Source organism: Ruficoccus amylovorans (genome assembly GCF_014230085.1).
GTDB classification, from domain to species: domain Bacteria; phylum Verrucomicrobiota; class Verrucomicrobiia; order Opitutales; family Cerasicoccaceae; genus Ruficoccus; species Ruficoccus amylovorans.
This window is the reverse complement of the sequence record NZ_JACHVB010000012.1, coordinates 362,699-379,967: the sequence shown is the minus strand read 5'-3', so window position 1 is coordinate 379,967 and position 17,269 is coordinate 362,699. Positions and strand designations below refer to the sequence as shown.

Here is a 17,269-nt window from a genome sequence, read left to right as displayed (position 1 = left end):
TTAAGCCCCGCCCCTTATCAAATCTGTTTGAAAGCGGCATCGCAAAATGGAGCACGCACGCTTTCCCTACCCGGCGGTAGGGGCAATTTCGAGTGATTCGGAAGCGGCGTGGTGGTGCTCTTGAAAGCGGCGGATGCCCTCGCTGTTGCCGATCACGTAGAGCACGTCGCCGGGGCGCAGGATTTCGTCCGGCAGCGGGCCGGTGATCCGCTTCTGCCCCCGCTGAATACCCAGCACGGTCACACCGTAAACCTTGCGCAAGTTGGACCCGGCGAGCGTCTTGTCCGCGATCTCCGAATCGCGGTCGAGGTAGATCGTCTCGATGGTGAAAGTCGGCGTACCGTTGGCCTCGGCCGGTTCGCTGCGTTCGCTCTGGAGCAGTTCGGTGGCCAGGCGTGTCTCCTCTTCGCTCCCGAAGAGGTAGAGGTGGTCGAGCGGAAAAATCACCGTGCCTGGGCCCGGGTCGTACTGGACCTGCCCGGCCCGCCCGAGCGCTATGATCGAGGCCCGGGTCTGGCGGCGCAGGTCGAGGTCGCTGATGCGCTTGCCGCAGGCGGCGGCGTTCGCTTTGACCAGCACGTCGCGGATCGACACCGGCCAGGGGTACTGGCGCTTGATTTCCTCCAGCGTCTTCTGGCGACGCTGCGGCTCCTCGGTCTCCGCCCGCTTGTTGAAGCTCTCCATGAAGAGCAGTTCCAGACGGCTCTGGATATTCACAATGCGCTTCCAGAAAATCACCCCGGCCACCACGATCAGAACAAAGAACCCGACCAGTGCCAGCCCGCCGGGCAGGTACTGCGCGGTGACGGACAGGTAAAGTCCGCCCAGCAGCACGATCAGGACGGCCAGCAGGAACGCGTTCATGATGTTACGCAACCGCCCGTGAAAGTACTGCCGCTCCACCGAATTAGAAAACAGCGCATCCGTCAGCAGCATGATCATGACATTGAGGTTGCGCAGGATCGACGAGATACCGGGCAAGCACAGCAGCGCGGCGGCCCACCAGGTCACCGGCACGGCCCAAATCCGGGTGCTGGCGAAATTATCATGGGTGCTGATGTAGCGCGAAATCATATAGGCCAGCAGGATGATCCCGTTCAGCAGCAAAAAGGTGAACAAAATCTGCAAGGCCGGTCGCTTGGCCAGCTTGAGGAAGTAGTTCCGCCCGATATGCTGGTGCACGTCGTCGTAGAAGTTACGGTAAAAGCGACCCAGTGTGACCAGCCCGCGCGGCATGCGGGTGGACACTTTTTTGTAAATCACATCCGACTCGACCGTGAGCCCGAGCGCCATGAGGGTGCTCAGCAGGGAAACTCCGACCGCCACCGCCACCAGGCCGTCGCCGGTCACCCCGGTCTTTTGTCCCATCGCGGCGATGATAAAGCTGAACTCCCCGATCTGGGCTTTGGCCACGGCGGCGCGAAACGACGTGTCGGGGTTCTGCCCGGCGAGGAAGAATCCCACCCAGACCGTGATCGTCTTGATCAGGACGACGAGGACGCTCAAGCCGAGAATCAGCTCCCAGTTCGTCAGCAGCAGGTGCGGCTCGATCAGCATTCCGATCGCAACGAAGAACACCGCGCAAAAGATATTTCGCAGCGGCTCGGTCGCATTCTCGATCCGGTGGGCCAGCGGGGTCTGCGACAGAATCGACCCGGCCAGAAACGCCCCAAGCGCCTCCGAGAATTGCAATTCCATCGCAATGACGCTGACCCCGAGCATCAGCGCTACGACCGAGAGCGTGATCAGCTCGATGCTGCCCACACGGTTGAGGATGTTCAGGAAATGCGGGGCGGCGAGCTTGCCCACGTAGTAGGTCACCACCACGAATACCGCGATGAAGAATGTGATCTTGCCCACAGCGAAGAAGCTGACCGCCCCGGACACGGCCACCCCCGAAAGCACGACCAGAAGCGTCACCGCAAGAATGTCTTCCAGGATGAGCACCCCCACAGCTAGCTGGGCATGCGGCTTGTCCAGCCGCCCCAGGTCGCGAAGCACGGCCACCGTCACCATCGACGAACTGATCGCCAGCAGCGAACCGAGAAAAATCCCCTGCACCGGCGTCCACCCCAGCAGGGGCGCGATTTGCGCCCCAAGAAAAAGCAGCACCACGGTCTGGAGCGTCACCGCCAGCACGGCCGGCCCCATCACCCGCCGCAATCGCCGCAAGTCGAACTCCAGCCCGATGTAGAACATGAGGAAGACCACGCCGAGTTCACTCAGTTCGTTGACTGTGGCCAGGTCGTGGATGGGCGACTCTTCCCACAGATTCGGGCTGATGAGAAACCCGCTGACCAGATAGCCGAGAAACACCGGCAGCTTGATGCGTTGAAAGATCAGCGAGACACTCGCCGCACAGATCAGCACGATGGCCAGATCGTTGATAAGACTACCGTGGTTCAAGCCGCAGAAAAAGTGAGAGTTTGACAGTCAGGAGAGTGATGCTCCCGCCTTTAGCAAAAATTGGGCCGATATGGCTTTGCCTGCAACGGAATTTTCTCCTCCGGGGCCCTTAAAAATGACCTGGAGCCAGGCACAGGCCGTTTCTGATTTGCCAGCCGGACGAACTTGCCGAAGATGGCCCGATGCCATTTATCCCTGGACTCGTTTCCGTCAGTTTCCGCCAACTCGCACCGGTCGAGGTGCTCGAGCTTGCCGCCAAGGCTGGCCTGCAGGCTATCGAATGGGGAGGCGACATCCACTCCCCCCACGGCGACATCGCACGCGCCCGCGAAGTCGCCCTCCAGACCACCGAGGCCGGGCTGCGCACCGCCTGTTACGGCTCCTACTACCGGCTCGGCGTCTCGGAAAAAGAGGGCCTGAGCTTCGACCGCGTTCTGGAGACCGCCGTCGCCCTCGGGGCGCCCTCCATTCGCGTCTGGGCCGGGAATACCGCGTCCGAGGAAACCTTCGAGGACCAGCGCAAGGCCGTCACCGCCGACGCCCTCCGCTGCGCCGAAGCCGCCGCCGCCGCCAATGTCAAAGTCGCGCTCGAATACCACGCCAACACGCTGACCGATTGCGATGCCTCCGCCACTCGTCTGCTGGCCGAAGCCGCCCACCCCAACCTTTACACACTCTGGCAGCCCATTAACGGCGAGACCCGCGAGAACAACGAAACCGCCCTGCGCCACGTACTTCCGCGCCTGCTCAACCTCCACGTTTTCCAATGGACAAAACCGGCGGATAAAATCATCCGCCACCCGCTGGCCGAAGGGCGCGAGAACTGGGTTTCTTATCTCAACCTCGCCCGCAGCGAAGACAAGGAGCGCTACTGCCTGCTGGAGTTCGTCCTCGGCGACGACCCCCAGCAACTCCTGACCGATGCCGCCACCCTCCGGGAATGGCTGACCGCGAATTAAGCGCAACTGCCCCCCTCCGCGGCTATTTACTCCACAGCCAGTAAGGACCGCAGGTGGGCCTTGACCGAAGCGGCCAGGGCTTTGTGTTCGTATCCGCCTTCCAATACACTGACCAGCCGCCCGCCGCAGTGTTCATCTGCCAGCGCGCGCGCCGTCCGCGTCATCGCCCCGAAGTCCTCTTCGGTCAGGTCCATGTGCGCCATCGGATCGTCACGGTGCGCATCGAAGCCCGCCGACACCAGCAACAGGTCCGGACGGAAGCCCGCCACCGCGTCAGCCACAGGACCAGCCAGCAGGTTTTGATAGGTATCCCCCTTGGTCCGGGGCGGCAGGGGCAGGTTTAGCGTCGTGCCTTTACCCGCACCGATGCCTTGCTCATCCGCGTTGCCCGTGCCCGGATAAAACGGGTACTGGTGCAGGCTGCAAAAAAACACCTGCCCGTCATCGTAAAAGCTGTGCTGCGTGCCATTGCCGTGATGGATATCCCAGTCGAGGATAAATACCCGGTCCAGCCCGTGCGCCTTGCGCGCGTGCCGGGCGGCGATAGCGACATTGTTAAACAGGCAAAAGCCCATCGCCTTGGCCCGCTCGGCGTGGTGTCCGGGTGGCCGCAGCGCGCAAAAAGCGTTGTCGCACGCCCCGGCCAGCACCGCGTCAACCGCGCCGACCGCCGCCCCTGCCGCCAGTCGCGCCACCTGAAAGGACTCGTGAGATACGCGCGTTTCCCCTTTGTCGAACTGCCCCGTGCCCGCGAGACAAGCCTCCTCGACATGCCGGATATAGTCGCGGTCGTGGTTCGCTTCCAGTTGCTCCAGCGTCGCTGGTTCGGCCAAATGCCATTGCAGTTCCGACTGGAGTGAGGAGTTTTCCAGCGCATCAATAATCGCCCGGTAGCGCTCCAGGCATTCCGGGTGATCGGGCCCCGTCTCGTGGTGCACGAAATCCGGGTGCTGAAAAAGCGCTGTCCTCGCCATAAAAAGAAGATAACAAAAAGCTCCTGCCTGCCAAGTCCTGAGACGCCTTAACCGTCAGTAACGGTTCCGGCTGCGCCAAAGCCACCTCCGCCCGGCGTTTCGATCCGCAAACGCTGGCCGGGGGCCGCGTCAAACTGGTCGCTCGGCGCGAGTACACGCGCGTCGCCGTCCGGCGAAACCAGCGTCTGCCTCCCCGGTTCGCCGGGGTTTCCGCCCGCCAGCCCTTCGGGGCCACTGGTTCGCCGCTGGGTAAGCAGTGAGACCGAAAGCGGCTCCAGAAACTCGATCTCGCGCACCAGCCCGTCTCCACCCGGCCACTGCCCCGCCCCACCGGAGCCTGCCCGCAAGCCGAAGCGCCAGAGGCGCACCGGGTAGCGCCACTCGAAAAGCTCGGGGTCGGTGATGGCTGTGTTTGTCATGTGAACGTGCACCCCGCTCGCACCTGCAAAGCCGTTTCCGGCCCCCGCGCCCCCACCGATGGTCTCGTAGTAGCTGCGGCTCTCGTCACCGAAGACCAGGTTGTTCATCGTGCCCTGGCTGCATGCGACCTCCCCGAGCGCGAGCAGCAGCGTATCGACCAACCGCTGGCTCACCTCGACATTTCCGCCCATGACCGCCGGGGCACGCGCAGGGTCGTCATCAAAGACCGGGTTGAGCATCCCCTTCGGCAGCCGGATATCCAACCCCGCCAGCAGGCCGTCGTTCAGCGGGATGTCCTCCCGCACCAGCAGTCTCAGGACATAGATCAGGGCGCTGTTCACGATGGCGGGAGTGGCGTTGAGATTTCCGGGATGAACATCCGATGTATCAGAAAAATCAATACATATCCGCCCGTTGCTTTCCGCCGAAATACGAACAGTAATCACCGCCCCGTCGTCCAGGCCCTGCCGGGCCGATAAGGGGCGGAAAACACGGTCGCGCAACACCCGGCTCAAGGTCGATTCGGAAAACGCCTTCAGGCCCTCCATCTGCGCCGCCACCGCCCCGGTCCCGAATTCCCGGGCCAGCGTCAGCAGGGTCTGCGCCCCCCGGTGGTTCGCCGCCACCTGGGCGCGAATGTCCGCGAGATTTTGTAAAACATTCCGGCTTGGCCATGCGCCGTCTCCCAATAGCTGCTCCAGTTCGGCAAAACGCGAATCGCCCGCCCTTATCAGGTGTCTGGGCGCGATCACCACACCTTCCTCTGCCAGCGTAGTGGCATCGACCGGCATCGAGCCGGGGCGCTTGCCGCCGATTTCGGCGTGATGGGCACGGCTGGCCACATAGCCGATCAGACTGCCGCCTTCGTCATGCACCGGCGTAATCACCGTAACATCCGGCAGGTGCGAACCGCCGAAGCCGGGGTGATTGGTCACCACCACATCACCGGGCCGGAAATCGAGCACCTGCGCCACCCGCCGCACGCACAGCCCCAGCGCCCCGAGGTGGACCGGGATGTGCGGGGCGTTAGCGATCAGTTCTCCACGGGCGTCGAGCAGAGCGCAGGAGTAGTCGAGCCGCTCCTTGACATTGGTGGAAACCGCCGTGCGCTGGAGCTGCATGCCCATCTCCTCGACGACGCGGCGGAAACGGTTGGTAAAAAGTTCCCGTCCCACCAGTTCATCGATCTCTCCCGTATCCGTTTTCGAATACATACCGCCCTCTCGGCCCCCGACTCTGTCGAGACGAAAGGTGCCCGCGCTCCCGCGGCTCAACGCCCAGCCCGGGTCCACCACGAGCGTCGCCGTTTCGTCCGCCAGCACGCGAGGCTTTTCCGCTGCCTGTACCTCCGCAGCGGCGAACCCCTCTTCCTCGGCCCTAGGGCCTGTCGCCGCGACAACCACGCGGAGCTTGACCACCTCGACGCTCCCGCCGGACTCCCAGTAGCCGAACACCTGCCGGTAGCGCCGGGCAAAAGCGTCCGCCAGCGACACCCCCGACTCCCACTCCACCTCCAGCGGAGACTCCTGCCCCGACAGCCTCAGCAGGGCCACGCGTTGCCGCACTTCGCACTGCGCGGCGCGAAGCCCCTCGGCTTCAAGCAGGGAAAAACCCTCCGTCGCCAGCTCCTCGAAAAGCGCGGCCAGTTCACCTTCCGCATCCTCCAGTTCGCGCAAGACCTGCCGCTCGCAGATGCGCTCCATGCGGGCGTTACGCAGGCCGTAGGCGCTGAGCAGGCCCGCGTCGCGGGGAAAGAGTACGGTGCGGATGCCGAGATTTTCCGCCACCGGGCAGGCGTGCAGCCCACCCGCCCCGCCGAAGGCCACCAGCGCGTACTGCGCCGGGTCGTACCCCTCGCGCACGGAGATCGCCCGGATCGCGTCCGCCATGCGCTCGTTGGCGATGTCGAGAAAGCCCCGCAGTAGAGTTTCGCGTTCGCTGCCGGTGGCCGCGATGATTTCGGCCAGACGCGTTTCGGCAGCCTCCGGGTTAACCGGGATGCCGAAGTGCTCCGGATCGAGCCGACCGGCCAGCAGGTTGACATCGGTCAGGGTTAACGGGCCGCCCGCCCCGTAGCAGGCCGGCCCGGGCGAAGCCCCAGCGCTCTGCGGACCGACAAAAAGCGACCTCCCATCGTACCCGCAGATGGACCCGCCTCCGGCGGCCACGGTCTCGATGCTCAGCGCGGGAGCCACGATCTGCGAGTCCCCCACGCGCTGCACATCGCGGTAGGAAAACTCGCCATCAAAGCGCGAAACATCCGTGCTCGTCCCGCCCATGTCAAAGGCGATGATTTTGGAAAAACCCGCCCGGCGGCCAATGGAGGCTGCCCCGACCACGCCCCCGGCAGGGCCGCTCAGCAGGCTGTCCTTCGGGCGGAACTGCCCGCGTCCAACCAGACCGCCCGCGCTGGTCATGACGTGCAGGCGGCCAGCGGGGACTGCCTCCTCGACACGGTCCAGGTATGCCTCCATGACCGGCCCCAGATAGGCGTCTGTCACCGCGGTCTGCGCCCGGGGAACAAGCTTGATAAACGGGGCCAGCTCCGACGAGAGCGACACCGTGCCAAAACCTTCCTCCCGCAACATCCGTCCGAGCGTCTCCTCGTGCCCCGGATTTTGGTAACTGTGCAGCAGCGCAACCGCCGCCGCTTCACAGCCGTCCTTTCGCGCGCGACGGAGGCGTTGCCGGAGCTGGTCGCCGCCTTCGAGCGCCAGCAGCACGGAACCGTCCGCGCGAAGGCGTTCCTTGACCTCGATCACATGATCGTAAAGCGGGCGCGGGCGCACGATGTTCAACGCGAAAAGGTCCGGGCGGCGCTGATCGCCGATGGCCAGCAGGTCGGCAAAGCCCTCCGTCACGACAAAAAGCGTGCGCGCCCCGCGCCGCTCCAGCAGGGCGTTTGTCCCGCGCGTGGTTCCCAGCCGCAGAGCGATCGGGGGAAGCGGCCTCGCCCCCGGTGTGCCCGTCATGACGCGGGCACCCACCACGGGTGCTTCCTCGCCGGTAAACAGCTCGACCAGCATTCCGGCCTCAAGCCCCTCCGGCGCCACCTCCAGACGCACGCCTTCATTGTCATGGGAAACAACTACAACGCCTTCGTCCCTCTCTCCGGCACGCCGCAGGCGAAACCCCGCCAGCACGCCGTCTACCAGACCGGGAAGTCCCTCCAGCACGAGTTGTCTCCCCTGCGTTCTCACAACTCGCGCCCGCAGGCAACCGCTCGAGAGTACCTTTGCGCGGCAGGGTTTGCCCGCCGGGTCGAGCCCGATCAGGTCCGTGAACGTCCCGCCTGTGTCTGCGCCGATCTGCCACATGCGGGGTATTCAAACGAACGCGCCCCGTACGTGCAAGTACGGGGCGCGATTAGGATAAAATTCCCGGCTATGCCGGAAGGTGTGTGTTTCACCTCAGAGCGGCCTGTCAGTGGCTAGAGGATCATCCCGGCGGCGACGGTTTCGTTGGTAAACTCGTCGATGAGGATGAAGCTGCCGGTCTGGCGGTTGCGCTTGTAACCGTCGTAAAAGAGCGGATTCGACGTACGCAGGCGGATACGCCCGATGTCGTTCAGACTGAACTCAATGTCGTCCTCGATCTTGTGCAGGGTGTTGATGTTCACCTTGTAGAGGATATCCTTGACGATGGCTTTGACCTCCCTGGTCGTGTGGCGCAGCACGTACTTGCCCCGCCCGGCGAGCTTCTTCGTGTCGGAGAACCAGCAGATCATCGCGTCGATGTCCTGACCGACCTCAGGCTGGTTGTTCGGCTTGACCAGCATGTCGCCCCGGCTGATGTCGATCTCATCCGTCAGGGTGAAGGTAACCGACTCGGGGTGGAATGCCTCGTCCAACTCCTCGCCCATGCTGTGGATGGCCTTGATGTGGGTGGTAAAGCCCGAGGGCAGCACCGTCACCTCGTCGCCGGGCTTGAAGACGCCTCCGGCCACGCGCCCGGCGTAACCGCGGAAGTCGTGGTACTCCTTGGAGTGCGGGCGAATGACCCACTGTACCGGGAAACGCGCGTCCACGTGGTTCGCGTCCGAGCCGATGTAAACCGTCTCCAAATGATAGAGCAGTGTCGGCCCCTGGTACCAGGGCATGTGCTCGGACTTGTCCACCACGTTGTCGCCGAGCAGTGCGCTGATCGGGATAAAGGTGACCTCAACCACGCTGTCGAGGCGGGAGGCGAAGTTTTTAAAGTCCTGAACGATCTTGTTGTAAACGCTCTCGTCCCAGTCCACCAGGTCCATCTTGTTGACGCAGACCGTGATGTGCTGGATGCGCAGCAGGCTGGCGATAAAGGCGTGGCGGCAGGTCTGCTCGATTACGCCCTTGCGGGCGTCGATCAGGATGATGGCGAGGTTCGCCGTGGAGGCGCCGGTCACCATGTTGCGGGTGTACTGGATGTGGCCGGGCGTGTCGGCGATGATGAACTTGCGCTTCGGCGTGGCAAAGTAGCGATAGGCCACATCGATGGTGATGCCCTGCTCGCGCTCGGCACGCAGGCCGTCGGTGAGCAGTGCGAGGTTCACCTGCTCATCGCCGTGCTGGCGGCTGCTGGCCTCGACCGCTTCGAGCTGGTCTTCAAAGATGTTCTTGCTGTCGTAGAGCAGGCGCCCGATGAGGGTGCTCTTGCCGTCGTCAACGCTGCCCGCCGTGGTGAAGCGTAGCAGGTCCATATCAAGGTATCCACGTTCGTCTGACATTGGAAAAGGTGTATTTGAAATTAACTACAATGTGTCGGCTTGGCCGTTTTTTTAAAGAAGAGGCCGGTCTGTTCGCCCTAGAAGTAACCCTGCTTTTTACGGTCTTCCATAGCGGTCTCGGAGCGGCGGTCGTCGGCGCGTCCACCACGCTCGGTCTGGCGGGCAGCGGCCACCTCCTCGATGATGTCGTCGAGGGTCGAGGCGCTCGAAAGCGTGGCCCCGGTACAGGTGGCATCCCCGATAGTGCGGAAGCGCACGGTCTTGCGCTCCAGCGTGGGCTCCTCCTCCGGCAGCAGCGAGATGAAGTCCGTCTTGGCCAGGAGCGTGCCGTCGCGCACAAAGACTTCGCGTTCGTGGGCGAAGTAGAGGCTCGGCAGCGGGATGTTCTCCTGCTTGATGTACTGCCAGATGTCCATCTCGGTCCAGTTGGAGAGCGGGAAGACGCGGAAATGCTCCCCGTGTTGCTTGCGGCCATTGAAGATGTTCCACAGCTCGGGGCGCTGGTTCTTCGGGTCCCACTGACCGAACTCGTCGCGATGGGAGAAAAAGCGTTCCTTGGCGCGGGCCTTTTCCTCGTCGCGGCGGCCACCGCCGAGGGCGGCGTCGAAGCCGTGCTGCTCAAGCGCGTCAAGCAGGGTCACGGTCTGGAGACCGTTGCGGCTGGCCTTGGGGCCTTTTTCCTCGACCACACGGCCCTTGTCGATGGACTCCTGCACGGAGGCCACGATCAGGTCGGCGCGGATGTCGGCGATGAACCGGTCGCGGTAGTCCATCGTTTCGTCAAAGTTGTGCCCCGTGTCCACGTGCATGAGCGGGAACGGCATGCGTGCGGGCCAGAACGCCTTGCGGGCCAGCCAGGCCATGACGATGGAGTCCTTGCCCCCGGAGAAGAGCAGGACCGGCTTTTCGAACTGGGCGGCGAACTCGCGCAAGACGTAGATCGACTCGGATTCGAGCTGCTTGAGGTGATTGATGCGGTACGTGTGCATGGGACTGAAAATCCGAAAAATTGAAAAAGCGTTAGAACGTTAAAAGTAAAAGTGCGGGGGTTTGAGAGGTCAAAAATTTGAAAGTCAAAAAGCGGAAAAACTAACCGGATACGCCCCGCGCAGGGCAGCTATAAACCGGGCCAGGGAACAACTCACAGGCTGATCCTCGGGGTGGTATAGTCGAGCAACCTTTGCAGGCTCTGCTCGACGGTTTCGCGCTCGGTGTCGATGAGCAGGTCGGGGGCCGCTGGCTCTTCAAAGCCGGAGTCTTTCCCCGTGAACTGCTTAACCTCCCCTGCCTTGACTTTGGCGTAAAGCCCCTTGGGGTCTCGGCTGGCACAGGCCTCGTAGGAGGCTTTTACGTAAACATCCGAAAAGTCCGCCGGGCCGACGATCTCGCGGGCCAGCTGGCGCAGCTCCGCGCGCGGCGTGATAAAGGACGTGATCACGATCAGCCCCGAGTCCGCGTACAGGCGGGCCACATGGGCGATGCGGCGGATGTTCTCGAGCCGGTCCTCGTCGCTGAAGCCGAGGTTGCTGTTGAGCCCGGTGCGGATGTTGTCGCCGTCGAGCACCTGAACGACCCGCCCCTGCGCAAAAAGGGTCTTCTCCAGCGCGATAGCCAGCGTGCTTTTCCCCGAGCCCGACAGCCCGTAGAGCCAGAAAACATGTGCCCGCTGCCCCAGACGCTCCTCCCGCTCGCGACGGGACAGCATTTTCTCGAACTGAGGATATAGGTGCTCCTGTGGCTTGGCTGTCATACGGTTAAGACTGATAGATGTACCGCTGAGAATGGCAATGGCAAGGTTTATTTACTAAATTTGGTAATTTAGTTAAGATAACAACAATACCGCTGCCGAATACCCATCAAACCGCAAAGAGAACGGCTAACAATGAAAGCTCAGGACTCGTCTAACTCGTCTTCCTCGACCGGGATTTCCTCCGCTTCCGGCAAGGCTCCGGCGGCAGCAGCCTGACCTTCCGGCTTCTGTGGGCGGGGTACTTTTTTCAAAAACTTGGGCACGGCCCGCAACCGCTCGTCAAGCAACTCCAGCGTGGCCGGGGAAATACTCTCGCGAGCGGCTTCGAAGCGCTTGCTGCCGGGGAATTCCATCCCTTCGGTCACCCCGGGGACGGAATAGTCGCCCTCCACATCAAAGCTGTAACCGCTCTCCTCCCCCGCCGAAGCAGCAGCAGCCTCCAACACCTCCAGCGGCACATCGTCACCGGGAAGCACAATCGGGGGCAGAGGCGCAGCCTGCTCGCGGTTTTTCTTGCTCGCGGCCGAGGCAGTCGCCCCCTGCCCTGCCCCCTTGGGCGTATCCGGCGAGGTCTTGGACGCCGCGTTCACGCCGCCGTCGCCAGCCGGAGCAGAAGCCCCGGAGCCGGCATCAGGCAACACAATGGGCGGCGGCGTTTGGGCGGGCCTGGATTGAGACTTGGCCGTACCGACATCCGCCGACGGCTTCGCGGCGGGGCCAGTTTCACCCCGTCCGCCCGGCACAGCGGGGGCTTTTTCGCGGGCGGGCACCTTTTTTTCAGGCGCGAGCGATGGGCTTATTTTTTTTTGGCCGGCATCCTCAGGGAGGCCGGCTGCAAGCTGGGAAAGTTCTTTAATCAGCGAATCGATCGCTCGGGACCTGCTCTGGTCAATGGCCCGCAGGAGCGCGACCTCGAAGTTGACCCGCTGCGAAAGTCCCTGACGCACGGTGTGCTCGGCGGATTGGAGCGCGTCGAGCATGCGTGTGAGCGATTCAGCGGTGAGCGGCGTGCCGAGCATGTCGGTTTGCCCGCCCCCGGTGATCGCCTCCAGCAGCGCCTGACGCACGATCCGCTGGATGTCCAGCAGCAGGCGGTAGAGGTCGCGGCCCTCGCTGGCGAGACGCTCAATGGCGGCGAAAAGCGGCTGGTGCGCGGCGGCAGCCATGGCCTCGGTCAGGGCCTTGAGGTCGTCCTCCGAGGCGAGCCCGTAAACGTCGAGCACATTCTCGTCGGTGATCTTGTTGCCACAGAAAGAAATGAGCTGGTCGAGGATCGACTGGGCGTCCCGCATCCCGCCATCGGCCATGCGGGCGATAGTGGTCAGCGCGCCGGGGGTGATGTCGATGGACTCGGCCTTGGCGATTTCGCCGAGCTTGCCCGCGATTTTGTCATCGGGGATGGGCCGGAACTCGAAACGCTGGCAGCGCGAAACGACCGTCGGCAGCACCTTGTGGGCCTCGGTCGTGGCGAAGATGAACTTCACGTGGCTGGGCGGCTCCTCCAGAGTCTTGAGCAGGGCGTTCCAGGCCTGGTTCGAGAGCATGTGCACCTCGTCGATGATGTAGATCTTGTACGTGCCCTGGGCCGGGGAGTACTGGCACTCCTGGCGCAGGTCGCGGATCTGGTCCACCCCGTTGTTCGAAGCACCGTCAATCTCGATCACGTCCATGCAGGAGCCGTCCATGATGGCCTTGCTGATGTCGCTGGTATCATCCGGGGTGGCACTGGGGCCGCCCTCGGCATTGAGGGCCTTGGCAAAGATGCGGGCCGTGGTCGTCTTGCCGGTGCCGCGAGGGCCGACAAAGAGGTAGGCGTGGGCGATGCGGTTGGAGTCGATGGCGTTCTTGAGCGTGCGCACGATGTGCTCCTGCCCGACGAGCTCGTCGAACTGCTTGGGACGCCAGCGGCGGGCGATGACCTGGTAGGCTTCTGCCATGAGTTAACAGCTTGCGCGGCCTCGGCGGCGGCTTCAACAAGAAATACCGTCCGGGCCGCTTTTCGCCCCCGGTCCTGCGCCGAATGAAGACCAAATCCCTATATCCGGGCACAAAAAAGGCCAGGCACCCCACGGCACACGCGAATCCTGACTACCGTTGCTTCCTTCCGGATCTGGCGGGATTCGCCGGTTCGTCGTTGCATGGGACCCGGCCAAGCATCAATATTCCCCCACAATGACCTCTACATCAACATCAAAATACCTTTTTCGTCTGAATGCCCTCTTAATGCTGGTTGCCGCCGCCCTCCTCACCGGCTGCGAAAGCGACCAGACAACCACCGTCAGTGACGGCTTCGGTATGACCTTCACCGAAAGCAACAACAACTAGCGCGCCGGGTTGCCCCCGGAGGCACTCCGGCTGGAGCAGCACCGTGGGGAACAAGTTCCCCTACGCGTCCAGAAAGACCATATTTTTGGGGGCTATGCGCCCCCAAGCCCCGCAGCAGGCAGATTGCTGGTCCAGCCGAACCCTGCACTTTCTGATACTGCCGCATCGCGTCTTGGATGACGGCACACTAAAACGTTTAAAAAATACTGTAGCCACAGTGGTAGGATGGTTAAATGGCTAATTGTTAATTGTTGGATGCGGAACGTAGAAAACAACAATTAGCCATTTAGCCATTCGGTCTTATAGTGGCGGCTACGGCCTTATTCAAATCGCCCTACTGAAAAAAATGCCTCTCCGCGACGCAGAGAGGCATATAAAGTTCGTTTGAACTGGCGACCAGCGCCGTTGCCCGTGCCTCCGCGTTGGCGGATGCATCAGTGATCGGCAGGATCACAGGTCAAGGACTCAGTCCTTGCGAAGCGGCGGCTCTTACGAGCCGAGCTGCTTCATAATCATGTCCGTGACCTTTTGCACGAGAGCTTCGGTCTCGTCCTTGCCGCCGGGCTTGAAGTTCATCGGATTGATGACGCCGGTGTCGGCCTGACAAACCACGCCGGGGCGGAACTCGGCATTGTCGCACAGTTCGCATTCCTTCCAGTCGGAGCGCTTTTCTGGCATTCCGAGGCTGGTGCGGATGTTCATCAGGTCCTTGAGCTTCTGCGGGCCGTAGGTTTTCATGCCGCCGAGTTGCGAGGCCACGTAAACCGTCTGGCAGTACGACTCGGTGTTTTCCATCTTCCAGTAGGCGTCCTCCACGTCCTTGCCCCAGACGATGACCCCGTGGTTTTCCATCAGGATCGACTGGTGGTCGGGAGCGAGACGACCCACGGTCTCAGCCATTTCGGGCGTACCGGGAGTTTCGTAGGGAGCAAGCCCAATCTGGCCGAGGAAGACCTCCGGCTCGGGAATCAGACAGGTGGGCGGAACCATCCCGCACACGGCGAAGGCGGTGGCGTAAATCGGGTGCGCGTGCACGCAGGACTTGGCCTCGGGCGTAGCCTTCATGATAGCCAAGTGCGTGTTGCACTCGCTGGTGCGCTTGCGGGTACCGGCAACCTGCTTGCCGTCCATGTCCACCATGCAGATTTCATCGGGCTGGATGTAGCCCTTGGAGATCAGGGTCGGCGTGCACAGCACGAGGTTGTCGCCGACGCGGATGGTGATGTTGCCGCCGTTGCCGTCGCAGAAGCTGCGGGCCCAGATGCGACGGCCCATGTCGCACATGCGCTCCTTGAGCACCTGGATTTCGGGCGAGTTAAAGAAAGCCTGGATCGCCTCGGGGGTCTTCGGGTCGTTGCCCTTCACCCAGTGGTACTCGTAGTCGGGCACCATCGGCTCGGCGGGCTTGGCCGCGGCCGCGGTAGCCTTGCCCGTGTGGCCCTTCTTCAGGGCTTCGCGGATCGCGTCACGGGCCGAAGGGGTCACCACCGCATTTGTGGGGATCGCGGTGACGTCGCCACCGGCGGCCACGATTTCGGCAATGTCTCTGGCTGTGTAAACCTTCTTCATGGTAAAAAATGGGTGCGGGTTTTTGGAAAAAAAATCAGTTGGCGGGCTGGTAATTCAGGTTCTCGATGATAGCCGCGTTGTAGGCGTCGATGGGAGTGGGACGGTCAAAAGGCGCAGTCGCCTCGGCCCCTTCGACAAAGCCGATAATGTCGCCCCGGCCCGCTCCGAGATCATCGTAAACAACAGCGGAGGCCGAAGCCGAAACGATTTCTTCATCCGGGCGGCTGAGCTGGGGGCGGGACATGGGGCTGACGATCAGCCAACGCGCGCCGCGAAAGGCGGGGTCCTGGCGGCTGAGGGTCACTCTGCCTATGACGCGTCCGAGTCTCATGATTTAATCGATAATCCCCATGACCATGTTGCGCAGCGGCGAATGCTCGTTGCCCACATGCTCGCGGGTGCTGCTGCCGTCCGTGGTGTAAAAAACCCGATCGCCAAAGCCTGCTCCGTGCTCATCGATGGCAATAACGGGATCGCCTTTTTCGCGACCCTGTTCGTCGATGCCTTGCAGGATGAGCAGGCGCCATCCCCTCAAGGTCGGATGACAGACCGTCGAGGTGATGTTGCCGTCTACGCGAGCGAGGATCATGGCGATGGGTTATTGAGTTATGCGGAGAAGCGAAAAGTTTTTGGATGCACAAATCCCGAATCTACGAATCTACAAATTCGGAATCTACAAATCCTAATACATCTGGAGGTTGTCCACCATGACGCAGCGGCGGCGGCGGGTGAAGGTGTCCGGCGTGGTGATGCCCTCGCCGGTGGTGGTGGCAATGGAGAAGCTGGAGTAGCCTTCGCCTCCGGTACCCAGACCGGCCAGGCAGGAGCCGTTTTTCACGAAAACGGTGGAGTCGAGAGCGCGGGCCATCATGCCCATATGCTCGACGTTGAGCGAATGGATCATGGAAGAGTGCTTGTATCCATGTTCGGATACACGGGCAAGCTCGATGGCTTCTTCGATGTCCCGAACACGCACAACTGGGACCATCGGCATCATCTGCTCTTCCATGACAAAGGGGTGGTCCGCGTCGGTCTCGGCGAAGAGCAGTTGCGTGCTGGCGGAGCAACTGGCACCGGCCACTTCGGCCAGGCGAGTCGCGTCGGCGCCGACCAAGTCGCGGTTGAGAACAGGGTGCGAGCAGCCGCCGCCGTCCTTTTTGTAAGTGAAGGCCGCTTCGGTCAGCTTGGCCAGTTGGGCGTCGTTGATCTGAACCGCGCCGGCGTCCTTGAAGGCCTGGAGGAACGCGCCGTAGATCTTGTCCAGGACGAAGATCTGCTTTTCACCGACGCACAGCAGGTTGTTGTCGAACGCCCCACCGAGAATAATATCCCGGGCGGCCTTGGCCAGGTTGGCGGATTCATCCACCACGACGGGCGGATTACCCGGGCCGGCGCAGATGGCACGCTTCCCGCTGGCCATCGCGGCCTTGACCACACCGGGACCGCCCGTCACGCAGAGGATGTCCACGTGGGGCGATTTGCACAGAGATTCAAAAGATTCGAGCGTAGGCTTTTCAATGATAGTGACGAGGTTTTCGATCCCGACCTCGGCCTTGAAAAGCCGGTTGTAGTGGCGGATCGCCTCCGCCGCGCAACGCGCGCCGCCGGGGTGCGCGTTGAAGACCACGCCATTCCCCGCGGCCACCATGCTGACGATGTTGCAACTGATGGTGGGGATGGAGTGCGTGACCGGCGTGATGCCGCCAACGACGCCGAAGGGCGTGTTTTCCTCCATCGTGATGCCGTGGTCGCCGCTCATGCCGCGCGGGGCAAGCCACTCGACACCGGGCACACCGGGGATACCGGCGAGCTTGGCCACCTTGTGCTCCAGGCGACCGATCTTGGTTTCCTCGAACTCGAGCTTGCCCCACTCTTCCGCCTTTTCGGCGCAGGTGCGCTTGACGATATTGACGATCTTGGCGCGTCCGGCGATGCCGAGCTTGCGCAATTGCTTCTGGGCGTGGGAAGCGGCCTCGGCCGCCTCGCCCGCATCCTGAAAGACGCCGTCGCGCCCCTTGGAGGACGACTTCGAGCAGCCGCAATCGGAACCCTTGGCGGGAGCGGCGGCGGCCTGTTGGCCGAGTTTTTTCAGAACGTCTTCGACGACGGACTTGAGCGTGGCTTCGTCAATATTCAGGCTCATGGGAAAGAGGAATTACAA

General features: G+C 62.5%; 13 protein-coding genes and 1 other RNA gene. 2 read left to right on the top strand and 12 right to left on the bottom strand.

The window, feature by feature from the left end:
• Positions 1–66 precede the first annotated feature (66 nt).
• On the bottom strand, positions 67–2,406 hold the full coding sequence (locus H5P28_RS02690; protein WP_185674152.1) for a monovalent cation:proton antiporter family protein: 2,340 nt from the start codon (positions 2,404–2,406) through the stop codon (positions 67–69).
• A gap of 182 nt (positions 2,407–2,588) precedes the next feature.
• Between H5P28_RS02690 and H5P28_RS02685 the strand changes: the two genes are divergently transcribed.
• Entirely contained in the window at positions 2,589–3,365 is a 777-nt protein-coding gene (locus tag H5P28_RS02685; protein ID WP_185674151.1) for a sugar phosphate isomerase/epimerase family protein, read from the top strand.
• A gap of 26 nt (positions 3,366–3,391) precedes the next feature.
• On the opposite strand, the gene H5P28_RS02680 is transcribed toward H5P28_RS02685, so the two are convergent.
• The 7 genes from H5P28_RS02680 to ffs form a co-directional block, all read right to left on the bottom strand.
• A complete protein-coding gene (locus tag H5P28_RS02680; RefSeq protein ID WP_185674150.1) occupies positions 3,392–4,339 on the bottom strand; it encodes a histone deacetylase family protein in 948 nt (315 codons plus the stop codon).
• A gap of 47 nt (positions 4,340–4,386) precedes the next feature.
• Positions 4,387–8,076, bottom strand: a complete 3,690-nt coding sequence (locus H5P28_RS02675; protein ID WP_185674149.1) for a hydantoinase B/oxoprolinase family protein — start codon at positions 8,074–8,076, stop codon at positions 4,387–4,389.
• Between the two features lie 113 nt (positions 8,077–8,189).
• A complete protein-coding gene (locus H5P28_RS02670) occupies positions 8,190–9,464 on the bottom strand; it encodes a sulfate adenylyltransferase subunit 1 (protein ID WP_221773339.1) in 1,275 nt (424 codons plus the stop codon).
• A 77-nt stretch (positions 9,465–9,541) separates the two neighbouring features.
• Positions 9,542–10,453 carry a sulfate adenylyltransferase subunit CysD gene (cysD, locus tag H5P28_RS02665; RefSeq protein WP_185674148.1) on the bottom strand — a complete coding sequence of 304 codons (912 nt, stop codon included), beginning with the start codon at positions 10,451–10,453 and terminating at the stop codon, positions 9,542–9,544.
• A gap of 152 nt (positions 10,454–10,605) precedes the next feature.
• Positions 10,606–11,214, bottom strand: coding sequence for an adenylyl-sulfate kinase (cysC, locus tag H5P28_RS02660; RefSeq protein ID WP_185674147.1), 609 nt, complete (start codon positions 11,212–11,214; stop codon positions 10,606–10,608).
• A 140-nt stretch (positions 11,215–11,354) separates the two neighbouring features.
• Positions 11,355–13,151, bottom strand: a complete 1,797-nt coding sequence (gene dnaX / locus H5P28_RS02655) for a DNA polymerase III subunit gamma/tau (protein WP_185674146.1) — start codon at positions 13,149–13,151, stop codon at positions 11,355–11,357.
• Positions 13,152–13,266: 115 nt separating this feature from the next.
• An RNA gene (gene ffs, locus H5P28_RS02650) (signal recognition particle sRNA small type) lies at positions 13,267–13,365 on the bottom strand.
• 21 nt (positions 13,366–13,386) lie between these two features.
• Between ffs and H5P28_RS02645 the strand changes: the two genes are divergently transcribed.
• Complete coding sequence (locus H5P28_RS02645; RefSeq protein WP_185674145.1) at positions 13,387–13,539, top strand: hypothetical protein; 153 nt, start codon at positions 13,387–13,389, stop codon at positions 13,537–13,539.
• Between the two features lie 489 nt (positions 13,540–14,028).
• Here H5P28_RS02645 and H5P28_RS02640 read toward each other — a convergent pair whose 3' ends face one another.
• The 4 genes from H5P28_RS02640 to H5P28_RS02625 form a co-directional block, all read right to left on the bottom strand.
• Entirely contained in the window at positions 14,029–15,108 is a 1,080-nt protein-coding gene (locus H5P28_RS02640) for a class II aldolase/adducin family protein (RefSeq protein WP_185674144.1), read from the bottom strand.
• Positions 15,109–15,142: 34 nt separating this feature from the next.
• Positions 15,143–15,439: a EutN/CcmL family microcompartment protein gene (locus H5P28_RS02635; RefSeq protein WP_185674143.1), complete on the bottom strand. Its 297-nt coding sequence runs from the start codon at positions 15,437–15,439 to the stop codon at positions 15,143–15,145.
• A gap of 3 nt (positions 15,440–15,442) precedes the next feature.
• Positions 15,443–15,697 (bottom strand): EutN/CcmL family microcompartment protein, encoded by a 255-nt coding sequence (locus tag H5P28_RS02630; protein ID WP_185674142.1) that lies wholly within the window; start codon positions 15,695–15,697, stop codon positions 15,443–15,445.
• 93 nt (positions 15,698–15,790) lie between these two features.
• Complete coding sequence (locus H5P28_RS02625; protein ID WP_185674141.1) at positions 15,791–17,251, bottom strand: aldehyde dehydrogenase family protein; 1,461 nt, start codon at positions 17,249–17,251, stop codon at positions 15,791–15,793.
• Positions 17,252–17,269 lie beyond the last annotated feature (18 nt).

What these genes read in the sequence shown, in the direction of transcription:
- H5P28_RS02685 (WP_185674151.1), top strand. Translation starts at nt 2,589, where the DNA reads ATGCCATTTATCCCTGGACTCGTTTCCGTCAGTTTCCGCCAACTCGCA.
- H5P28_RS02680 (WP_185674150.1), bottom strand. Translation starts at nt 4,339, where the DNA reads ATGGCGAGGACAGCGCTTTTTCAGCACCCGGATTTCGTGCACCACGAG.
- H5P28_RS02675 (WP_185674149.1), bottom strand. Translation starts at nt 8,076, where the DNA reads ATGTGGCAGATCGGCGCAGACACAGGCGGGACGTTCACGGACCTGATC.
- H5P28_RS02670 (WP_221773339.1), bottom strand. Translation starts at nt 9,464, where the DNA reads ATGTCAGACGAACGTGGATACCTTGATATGGACCTGCTACGCTTCACC.
- cysD (WP_185674148.1), bottom strand. Translation starts at nt 10,453, where the DNA reads ATGCACACGTACCGCATCAATCACCTCAAGCAGCTCGAATCCGAGTCG.
- cysC (WP_185674147.1), bottom strand. Translation starts at nt 11,214, where the DNA reads ATGACAGCCAAGCCACAGGAGCACCTATATCCTCAGTTCGAGAAAATG.
- dnaX (WP_185674146.1), bottom strand. Translation starts at nt 13,151, where the DNA reads ATGGCAGAAGCCTACCAGGTCATCGCCCGCCGCTGGCGTCCCAAGCAG.
- H5P28_RS02645 (WP_185674145.1), top strand. Translation starts at nt 13,387, where the DNA reads ATGACCTCTACATCAACATCAAAATACCTTTTTCGTCTGAATGCCCTC.
- H5P28_RS02640 (WP_185674144.1), bottom strand. Translation starts at nt 15,108, where the DNA reads ATGAAGAAGGTTTACACAGCCAGAGACATTGCCGAAATCGTGGCCGCC.
- H5P28_RS02635 (WP_185674143.1), bottom strand. Translation starts at nt 15,439, where the DNA reads ATGAGACTCGGACGCGTCATAGGCAGAGTGACCCTCAGCCGCCAGGAC.
- H5P28_RS02630 (WP_185674142.1), bottom strand. Translation starts at nt 15,697, where the DNA reads ATGATCCTCGCTCGCGTAGACGGCAACATCACCTCGACGGTCTGTCAT.
- H5P28_RS02625 (WP_185674141.1), bottom strand. Translation starts at nt 17,251, where the DNA reads ATGAGCCTGAATATTGACGAAGCCACGCTCAAGTCCGTCGTCGAAGAC.